Source organism: Stenotrophomonas maltophilia group sp. P373 (genome assembly GCF_053295075.1).
The window spans coordinates 269,284-278,525 of the sequence record NZ_CM129994.1; the positions used below are offsets into that span (position 1 = coordinate 269,284).

Genomic DNA, 9,242 nt, shown 5'->3' on the forward strand with positions numbered 1-9,242 from the left:
CACCCAGCCCGGCACTCGCCGGGCATTTTTTTATCCAACGAGGAAATACACCATGGCACTCAAGCTTCCCAAGGGCACCCAGTTCGGCTTCGCACCGGTCGTCTCCACCGCGATCGCTACCAGCTCGATCTCCAAGGCTGCGCCGGCGCTGGCCAGCGTTGCCGCCAACAGCGTCGACACCGGCGATGTGGTGGTCATTGAACTGCCGGGCTGGCCGGCCCTGAACAACCGCGCCACCCGCGCCGGGGCTGAAGCCACCGGCACCGTTGAACTGCTGGGCATCGACACCACCGATACCGTGCTGTTCCCGGGCACCAGCGGCGCCGGCGTGCTGCGCAAGGCAGGCGCCTTCGTCGACCTGGACCAGCAGGGCGACCCGACCACCGCCGGTGGCGAGCAGCAGTACTGGAGCGGCACCCTGCTGGAAGACCCGACAGGTCGCCAGGTCCAGCTGCCAACCTTCAAGAACGCCAAGACCATCACCCTGCCGCTGTTCTACGACCCGAAGAAGCCGTGGTATTCGGCACTGAAGAACGTTGATGCCAAGGGCGAGCCGGTGATCCTGCGCGCCAAGCTGGTTGGCGGCGACGTGCTGTACTGGTACGGCTACCTGAGCTACAACGGCGACCCGACCATGGCCGCCAACGCCCCGATGGGCACCACCGCGACCTTCACCGCGCTGGCCGACTCCATCCTGGTCGAGGGCGCCTGATGTTCCAGGTAAAGGCGCCGGAGAACTTCAAGAGCACCCTGACCATCGTCGGTCACGGTCGCGAGCAGAAGCTCAACCTGACCTACCGGCACCTGTCGGTCGCCGACTACGCCAGCCTGCTGGAGCGTCTGGGCGATGACACGTTGAGCGTGGCCCAGGCCATCCTGGACATCGTGGTGGAGTGGGATGCCGACGTGGCGCTGGACACCGCCGGCGTCGAGCTGGCGCTGCAGCAGCAGGCCGGCCTGGATGGCGCCATCATCGGTGGCTACACCCAGGCGCTGCAGGTCGCACGCAAGGGAAACTGATCGAGGCGGTGGGGGCCCTGTACTGGCGGGCCCCCACCGAGTCCGAGCTGATGCAGCTTGGATTGAAGGCCAAGCACTTTCCGCCGCCGCAGGTTGAGCTGTGGCCGGAGTGCGTGCTTCCCATCGAACTTTTCTCGCGGGTTGCCACCCAGTGGCGCGTCGGCGCAGGTGGCCCGATCGGGCTGGATTACAACGTGGTCTACCGGGAGCTGGAGCGCGAAGCGCTCGACGGCGACCAGCATGACGAGGTGATGGCGGCCATCCGCATCATCGAACGCGCTGCCTTGGAGCAGATGCAACAGGAATGAGCCGGCCATCGCGGCAATGCCGATGGCCGATCCCGGCTCCGCCGAAGCGGAGCCGACTCTCCCGAGGAACACTCAATGAGCACTACATCGCCTGGCAGCACACGGGTCACCGTGGAGACCAGCAACGCATTGGAAACGGCCATGCAGGCAGCAAGGCGCGGCATGACCGAAATGACCGGCAGTACACAGGAGTTCCAGCGGCAGCTGGAGAAGATCAACACGGTGCAGCAGGCATTCAATGCCGTGCTGACCACCAGCGCCTCATTGGTCACCGCACTGTCCACGCAGCTGACTGCATTGAACACGCAGCTGCAGGCGGCGGCGAAGGCGGGTGCAACTCCAGCTGGCGCGGACGCTGGCAAGGCTGCAAAGAAGGAAGAGAAGGCCCAACAGGACGACATGGGCCTGGCGGGCATCCGCAAGGGCTTGGGCGGCGCGCTCGGCGACTATGTCGGCAAGACCGAAAACACCGCCACGGCGGCCAAGAAGGCGTTCGACAAGGCGTTCACCGGTGCCGACGAAGCCTTGCGCAGCTTCGTGACCACCGGCAAGTCCAAGTACAAGGAACTGGCCCAGTCCATCCTGTCCGACCTGAAGATGATCGCCGCACAGCAGGCGCTGGTCTGGGGAGCGAGGAAGATCGCCGGCTTGATGGGGGTGGACCTGACGCCCAAGGACGCAGCGACGGATGCGGCGGCGGCTGCAGCTGTATCGACTCCCAGGGATGCCAAGGCCGGTGATGCCAAGGCGGGCGAAACCAAAGACGCCAAGGACACTAAGGGCACCACGGGACTTTCGGGGTTCCGCAAGGGCTTCGGCAGCGCGCTCGGCGAGTACATGGAAAAGACCGAGAATTCCGCCAAGTCTACCCAGGATGCCTTTTCCAAGGCGTTCACCGGCGCCGAGGCGGCACTGCAGAGCTTCGTGAAGACGGGCAAGTCCAACTACAAGGATCTGGCCAAGTCGATCATCGCCGATCTCAAGATGATCGCCATCCAGCAGGCAATCGTCTGGGGCGTCAAAAAGATCGCGGGCCTGTTCGGCTATGGCACGGGGGTGGAGGCCAACGCGAACGGTGGCGTCTATCAGTCGCCCAGCTTGTCGGCCTACTCCGGCGGTGTCTACAACACCCCGCAGCTGTTCGCCTTCGCCAAGGGCGCCGGCGTATTCGGCGAAGCGGGACCGGAAGCAATCATGCCGCTGCGGCGCGGGCCGGACGGTCGTCTCGGTGTGGCCGCGCACGGCGGCGGTGGTGGTGGCGGAGTGGGAGTCAGCATCCGCATCGACAACAACGGTGGCAAGGAAGTCACCACCAACGAAAGCATGCTGCAGCAGTTCGGCAACGAGATCGGCCAGTTTGTGGAACGCAAGTACCGCGAGCTGCAGAGTCGTGACCTGAAGGCAGGTGGTGTGCTCAGCAGGAGTGCCATGCAATGACCGACACATTCACCTGGCCGGCAACCAGCCAGAGCACCGGTACCACCACTGCCGCCGTGAAGCGCGCGAAGTTCGGTGATGGCTATGCGCAGGCCGCTGCCGATGGCCTGAATGTCACCTCGCGCAGTTACCAACTGCAGTTCGTCGGCAACCGCAGGACGATCAACGAGATCGTGGCGTTCCTGGATGGTCATGCCGGCCGCAGCTTCCTGTGGAAGGGACCATTGGGGCAGGGGCTTTACATGTGTGATTCCTACACCGACAGCCATCTCGGCGGCCAGGTATCGACCATCACCGCCACGTTCGAGCAGACCTTCCAGGCGTAGGCATGAGCATGGATCTCGAACCACAAGGAAACAGCAGAAATGTCGCGACAGATCATCGACCTCGATTCCGTTCAACCGAACGGAAAGCGGGGTGAAACACAGCGCCCGGCGTTTACCAAGATCAACGAGAACTTCGCCGAGGTCTACGACACCTTGACCGAGGTCGCGAAGATTCCGGAAACCGTGGCGAATGCCATCACCGACCGCGTTCCAGGCAGGAATCTGCTCATCAATGGTGCCCTGCAGTTCTGGCAGCGTCGCACGTCCGGTCGCGTTGGCCAGGGAGCCGGAACGTTGGGAGCGGAGAAATTCTTCGCCGACCGCTTCACGAACTCGGCGCTGGTCTGCAACCACGACGTACAGCGCGTGGCGTACGATGGGCAGGCCGGCTTTCCGGAAGATACCCAGTCGATCCTGGTCTGCACCGTATCCGAGGCCATTGCCAGAAGTGGCGCCTGGATGGGGCAGAAGATCGAAGGTGTCCGCAGTGCAAGCGGTGACATCACGATCTCGGTATGGGCCAACAGTGATGCACCAGGCCGCAGCGTCGGCGTGCGTGTCATCCAGGATTTCGGAACAGGCGGCTCACCCTCGCCGCAGGTGATGCTGGAGGCCGGCGTGCTCACGCTGGGGACGACCGCCAAACGTCACAGCATCACAGTGACGTTGCCGAGCACCCGAGGAAAGGTGCTCGGCAGCAATGGCAACGACCACCTCTACGTGGTGTTCGACCTGTGCGGTACCGGCCAGAAGGGCGAGCTGGTGGCGCAGAACGGTTCGTTCGGATTCACCCAGTTCCAGGTCGAATCCGGTCGCGCAGCGACGCGCTTCGACTGGCGCCCGCCGGGTGTGGAACTGGCGCTGTGCCAGCGCTACTACGAGAAGAGCTACAACCTCGACATCGTGCCCAACACCGCGCACAACGAAGGGCGCGAGGCATTCTCGATCAATTCACCGGGAATGGCGCATTACCAGAGTGTGCGATTCCATGCACCCAAGCGTACCCATCCTTACGTGATGATCATCTCGGCCGACAACATCCAGCAGGACGGACACATCGCGGAAGACAACATCTCCCGCGTTCCCTGCCTGGTCAACTACGCCTCGCCTTCAGGCTACGAAGTCAGCTGGACCAATAATCCGGGCCGTTGGGGCGGCTGGTGGCATTGGTGGGCCGAAGCCGAGCTGTGATGGGGCGCGCCCGGAACTTACAGGACGACAGCAATGACGAGAAGAATCATCGACCTCGATTCCGTTCAACCGAACGGAATGCGGGGCGAAACGCAGCGCCCGGCATTTACCAAGATCAACGACAACTTCGCCGAGGTCTATGGGGCGCTGGATGGCGTGACCACGATCGGACAGCGTGTGGATTCACTGGAGCGCGCTCTTCAGACCGTAATTCCAGGCAGGAATCGCCTGATCAACGGCAACTTCGATTTCTGGCAGCGGGCCACCACCGGAACCACCCAGGGCGGCGAGATCTATGTGGCCGATCGTTGGACCGTGGCAGCGCTGGGCTGCACGCATACCGCAAATCGCGGGGCCAATCTGCCTGCCGGCGGTGCCGCGCCGGAATCGCGCCGTTTCCTCAACAGCGTTGTCTCCAAGACCAGCGCAGGTAGCAGCGCCTACGTTGCACAGAAGGTCGAGAGCGCGGCAACGCTGTCCGACGGCGAGGTGACGGTTTCGGGCTTCGCCTATGGTCCGCCAGGAAAACGCATCGGTGTTCGTCTCATTCAGCATTTTGGCACCGGTGGTTCGCCGTCCGCCGCGGTCAGTGTGGAGCTGGGAACCGTAGCGGTCACCGCCACGTCCTGGACCTATTTCCAGCTCAGTGCGCGACTGCCATCGGTGAAAGGGAAGACGCTGGGCAGCAATGCCGACAGCGATTTCCTGTGGCTGGTAGTGGATCTGTGCGCGGACGCCTATGGCGGTGTCATCTCCGGCCAGAACGGAGAGTTTGGCATCGCGATGATGCAGTTGGAGCGCGGCAACCGGGCAACGGCATTCGACCTCCGCCCCCTGGCCTACGAGCTGCAGCTATGCCAGCGCTATTACGAAAAGTCCTATGACAACGACGTCGTTCCTGGAACTCCGACCAACAGCGGTCGCTACAGCTGGGGTAACTCGGCCGCTACCGGTGCAACCAGCTACTTGTCGGTTCCCTTCAAGACGCGAAAACGGGTGACACCAACGATTGTCGTCAGGCCCAACAACAATGTGGTCGAACCCGGATACGTCAATCAGGACGACAGCAGCCGAACGCCCGCATCGATCCCCACAATTGCGACGAACGTCTTCGAAGTGGCCTGGGGTAATGCCCCAGGCCGCTGGGGTGGCTGGTTCCACTGGACCGCGGATGCAGAGATCTACTGAGTATCTCGTATGGAGCCTTCCACTGGCGCCGCAACCACCTGTGGCCAGGCTTTGCTGATTCGGAAAGGAAAGTTCAATGAGCAGAAAGATCATCGACCTGGATACGATTCAGGCGAACGGTAAACGGGGTGAAACCCAGCGGCCGGCATTCACCAAGATCAACGACAACTTCGCCGAAGTGTATGGGGGGTTGGATGCCGTCCAGACTGCGGTGGATGGGCTAGATGGCCGAATGGCAGGCCGCAACAGGCTCATCAACGGCGACTTCCGGCTCTGGCAGCGCGGTGCAGTGTTCCCTGCAGCCACGGGCCCGCGCTACATCGCCGATCGCTGGCTGGCCAACGCCATCGGCACCAAAGTAGCCGTCACACGCGAAGACATACCGGCAGGCGGCGGTCAGGCAGGGCGCCTGCTGGCCGGATCGCGCCATCTGCTCCGGCTGGACGTGCAGAGCGTGGCCGGTGCCGGCAACATGGCACTGGTCCAACAGCGTATCGAGGACGTCCGGACCCTGGCCGGGCGCACTGTCACCATCAGCTTCAAGGCACGCGCCTCGGTGGATGACTTCCGCGTCGGCGTGGAGCTGCAGCAGTCCCATGGCACCGGTGGGTCTAGCGCGCGCGACAGCATCGGCGCGTCGGTCGTACTCGATACCCTGTGGCGATGGCACCAGGTCACCATGGATGTTCCCGGCCTCGCCGGCAAGACGCTGGGCCCGGACAGCTACCTGCAGCTGAGCTTCTGGCTGGATGCAGGTGCCGATTTTGGCGGGCGCGCGTTCGCCGCCGGGCAGAAGAGTGGTAGCGTGCAGCTGGCCGAAGTGCAGATCGAAGAGAGCGACACCGCCACCGACTTCGATCGCAGGCCCGAGGCACTGGAACTGCTGCTGTGCCAGCGCTACTACGAGACGGTGGATGTGAACCGGATCATCGGCATCACCTACACCGCCAACGGCGACACGCGTGCATGCATTCCGTTCAAGGTGCGCAAGCGGGTCGCACCGAGAATTTCTTCCCCGTCCACCGCGCTGAACCTGGTGGGCTTCGGCAATGCCGGCAACCTGATCAATTTCGACGGCGGAGCACCCAGCTGGCAGTCCACCGTCGACGCGGCGGTCATCGCCTCGATGCCGAACAACATGCAGCTCTCGGGCGCGGTGGTGGTTTGGTCGACCACCTCGCAGGTACTGGTCCAGGCCGATGCGGAGCTCTGAGTCATGACAACCGCACCTCCGCAGGCGTCAAACCGCGTCTGCTTCACCAGCAATACCTCGCTGCGATCCGGGCACCACGTCATCGTGCTGCATGAAGCCAAGCGCCTCTTCTTCAGCATCGGATTCGATGCCGTCCAAGGGAATCCGTCGAGCGCATCGTCCTGCGTCGCTCCCGAATCCGAGCGCATCAGCAGCTTCTCCGACGTCGGAACCTGATTCGCGAACAATTTCTACATCGGCAAAGGACACGTCGCGCTGAATCAGCGAAGGTGGCTGGAGCCAGGGGAGCAAGAATGGCAATGAAAATCATCGACCTCGATACCGTTCAAGCGAACGGCAAGCGGGGTGAAACGCAGCGTCCGGCATTCACCAAGATCAATGCGAACTTTGCAGAGGTCTACGACGGGCTCGGCCAGGCTGTATCCACACTAGCGGGGCTCACCGGCAGGATGGGCGGACGTAACGTGTTGATCAATGGCGACTTCCGCTTCTGGCAGCGCGGTGCCAGCAAAACCGTGACGGCTCCGCTCGCAATCTACGTTCCAGACAGGTATCAGATCGTGTGCATCGGAGCGGGCCAGATCAAAGCAAGCCAACAGGCATTTGCAACGCCGGCATTCGGAGCTACCCACTACATGAACTGCGATGTTTCCGGCGCGACCGCAGCCACCGAAGCCTTCTGCACGCAGCCGGTAGAGGGTGTGCAGACGCTCTCGGGATCAACGGTCACTCTCAGCATGCAGGCGTGGGCGGCGTCACCCGGAAGAAAGATCGGTGTGCGCTTCATCCAATCCTTTGGAAAGGGCGGGTCTCCGGATGTGACGATCTATGCCGGTGTCCAGGAGATTGGAACGGCCTCGTCGCTACGCCAGTTCACGGCTGATCTGCCAAGCATTCAAGGGAAAGTAGTCGGACCCGACAGCAAGCTCCATGTCATCGTGGATTTCAGCGCGCCGGCGGCCTACAGCGCACAACTGGTCGGGCAATCAGGCTCGTTCTCCCTGACCTGCATGCAGCTGGAGCGTGGGGCTGTACCAACAGAGTACGAAGTGCGACCGGACACGATCGAACTGATGCTCTGCCAACGCTACTTCGAGAAGAGCTATCCCGTCGCCATCACTCCAGGGACTGTTACCCGACAAGGGCGAAGTTGCGTAGCGCAGTCCATCGCAGCGAACGCCCTGAACTTCTTCTACCAGCAGTACCGTGTTCCCAAGCGCACGTCGGCGGCGGTCACGCTCTACTCATCAGAGTCTGGCGCGGCAGGAAAAATCTGTCAGAACAACAACGCCGATATCAACGGTGTGGTCGAAGACGCCTCTCAATCGGGCTTCTCACTCTATGGCAGCAACAACAGCGGCGCGTGGGGGATGTGGTGGCACTGGACATCGGACGCGGAGATCTGAAATGTATCAACTGACAGGAAATCCAGACATTGTCAGGTGCACGGAGTCATCCACCTTCATACCGAGAGGGCACCGGATGTGGCCCCTCTACAAGGAGTGGCTGGCGGCCGGGAACATCGCGGCTCCTGCTGAGTCATTGCTAAGTATGACTTCGTCTGCGCGTTATCAGTTGCTGCGCTCCCTGGCATGGGATTGGATGACGCCCTATGCACTTCGTCTCGGCCACGACAGCATCGAGAACTGCTGCAGCTACATCAACAGCACGGTCCCCCGCTACGCGAAGAATGCCACCCACATGATCGCCTGGCGCGACGCAGTCAGTGTCGCCCTCGAGGGGCTTGGCGAGGATTGGCCTGCAGACATTGAGACCTGGGAGCAGGTTCGTGCAGCGCTCCCGCAACCCAACATGTTCGATTTGCCGAAACAGGAGCACACCCCATGATCACCGCCGATGCCCAGCAGCTTGAGCCGGGTGGCCGCATCACCGTCTATGAACTCGACGCCAGCAGTTTCGGCGCCGACAAGCTCTTCTTCCACGCACATCTGCAGAGTGGCCTCATCTGGTGGCAGGGCCAGGAATATGGCCCCTGGCCGATCGAGGCCAGCGGCTTTGAACGCACCAGCGACCAACCGCCGAATCCACGCCTGCGCGTGAGCAACATCGATGGACGCATCACCGCCATGTGCCTGCTGTTCGATGACCTGGTGGGCGCCCGCATCATCCGCCGGCAGACGCTGGCCAAGTACCTGGACGCCTCCAACTTCGAGGAAGGCAATCCCAGCGCAGATCCTGGCGAGCATTTTCCCGATGAAGTCTGGTTCATCGAACGCAAGATCGGCGAAGACAAGCAGATGGTCGAGTTCGAGCTGACCACCGCGATCGATCTCAATGGCCAGCAGCTGCCGGGCAGGCAGATCATCGCCGGCATGTGCGGCTGGCTGGTGCGTGGCGGCTATCGAGGCGCGTACTGCGGCTACAACGGTCCCGCAGTGGCCGACAGCGACGACGTCGCCACTGACGACCCGGCACGTGACCAATGCGGAGGCCGGGTACGCAGTTGCAAGCTGCGCTTCGGCCAGGACAAGCCGCTGCCCTATGGCGGCTTCCCCGCCGCGGGCCTGCTGCGCTCCTGATCGGCCCCTTCCCGATTCC

12 protein-coding genes are annotated in these 9,242 nt (G+C 62.6%); 11 read left to right on the top strand and 1 reads right to left on the bottom strand.

Annotated elements, in window-relative coordinates; all coding sequences use genetic code 11:
• Nucleotides 1-52 precede the first annotated feature (52 nt).
• The 8 genes from ACSYHF_RS01180 (at nucleotide 53) to ACSYHF_RS01215 (ending at nucleotide 6,683) form a co-directional block, all read left to right on the top strand.
• Nucleotides 53-712 (top strand): phage tail protein, encoded by a 660-nt coding sequence (locus tag ACSYHF_RS01180; protein ID WP_069138075.1) that lies wholly within the window; start codon nucleotides 53-55, stop codon nucleotides 710-712.
• A complete protein-coding gene (locus ACSYHF_RS01185) occupies nucleotides 712-1,020 on the top strand; it encodes a phage tail assembly chaperone (protein ID WP_069138074.1) in 309 nt (102 codons plus the stop codon). Before ACSYHF_RS01180 ends, ACSYHF_RS01185 begins: the two co-directional genes overlap by 1 nt.
• Before the next feature lie 50 nt (nucleotides 1,021-1,070).
• On the top strand, nucleotides 1,071-1,328 hold the full coding sequence (locus tag ACSYHF_RS01190) for a DUF1799 domain-containing protein (protein WP_069138216.1): 258 nt from the start codon (nucleotides 1,071-1,073) through the stop codon (nucleotides 1,326-1,328).
• Nucleotides 1,329-1,550: 222 nt separating this feature from the next.
• The gene (locus tag ACSYHF_RS01195) at nucleotides 1,551-2,765 is read left to right on the top strand and encodes a phage tail tape measure C-terminal domain-containing protein (protein ID WP_447576019.1); all 1,215 of its coding nucleotides are present in this window, start codon (nucleotides 1,551-1,553) and stop codon (nucleotides 2,763-2,765) included.
• Complete coding sequence (locus tag ACSYHF_RS01200) at nucleotides 2,762-3,091, top strand: phage tail protein (protein ID WP_069138072.1); 330 nt, start codon at nucleotides 2,762-2,764, stop codon at nucleotides 3,089-3,091. Before ACSYHF_RS01195 ends, ACSYHF_RS01200 begins: the two co-directional genes overlap by 4 nt.
• 39 nt (nucleotides 3,092-3,130) lie before the next feature.
• Complete coding sequence (locus ACSYHF_RS01205) at nucleotides 3,131-4,282, top strand: hypothetical protein (protein ID WP_197598784.1); 1,152 nt, start codon at nucleotides 3,131-3,133, stop codon at nucleotides 4,280-4,282.
• Nucleotides 4,283-4,315: 33 nt separating this feature from the next.
• Complete coding sequence (locus tag ACSYHF_RS01210; RefSeq protein WP_197598783.1) at nucleotides 4,316-5,470, top strand: hypothetical protein; 1,155 nt, start codon at nucleotides 4,316-4,318, stop codon at nucleotides 5,468-5,470.
• Nucleotides 5,471-5,546: 76 nt separating this feature from the next.
• Nucleotides 5,547-6,683: a hypothetical protein gene (locus ACSYHF_RS01215; RefSeq protein WP_447576020.1), complete on the top strand. Its 1,137-nt coding sequence runs from the start codon at nucleotides 5,547-5,549 to the stop codon at nucleotides 6,681-6,683.
• Between the two features lie 27 nt (nucleotides 6,684-6,710).
• Here the strand turns inward: ACSYHF_RS01215 and ACSYHF_RS01220 are convergent, their stop codons facing one another.
• Nucleotides 6,711-6,932: a hypothetical protein gene (locus ACSYHF_RS01220; RefSeq protein ID WP_447576021.1), complete on the bottom strand. Its 222-nt coding sequence runs from the start codon at nucleotides 6,930-6,932 to the stop codon at nucleotides 6,711-6,713.
• 50 nt (nucleotides 6,933-6,982) lie between these two features.
• Here ACSYHF_RS01220 and ACSYHF_RS01225 point away from each other — a divergent pair, with 50 nt between their 5' ends.
• From ACSYHF_RS01225 to ACSYHF_RS01235, 3 genes are all read left to right on the top strand, one after another.
• Nucleotides 6,983-8,089 carry a hypothetical protein gene (locus ACSYHF_RS01225; protein WP_197598780.1) on the top strand — a complete coding sequence of 369 codons (1,107 nt, stop codon included), beginning with the start codon at nucleotides 6,983-6,985 and terminating at the stop codon, nucleotides 8,087-8,089.
• Nucleotides 8,090-8,165: 76 nt separating this feature from the next.
• Entirely contained in the window at nucleotides 8,166-8,531 is a 366-nt protein-coding gene (locus tag ACSYHF_RS01230; RefSeq protein ID WP_197598779.1) for a hypothetical protein, read from the top strand.
• A complete protein-coding gene (locus tag ACSYHF_RS01235; RefSeq protein ID WP_197598778.1) occupies nucleotides 8,528-9,223 on the top strand; it encodes a phage minor tail protein L in 696 nt (231 codons plus the stop codon). Before ACSYHF_RS01230 ends, ACSYHF_RS01235 begins: the two co-directional genes overlap by 4 nt.
• Nucleotides 9,224-9,242 lie beyond the last annotated feature (19 nt).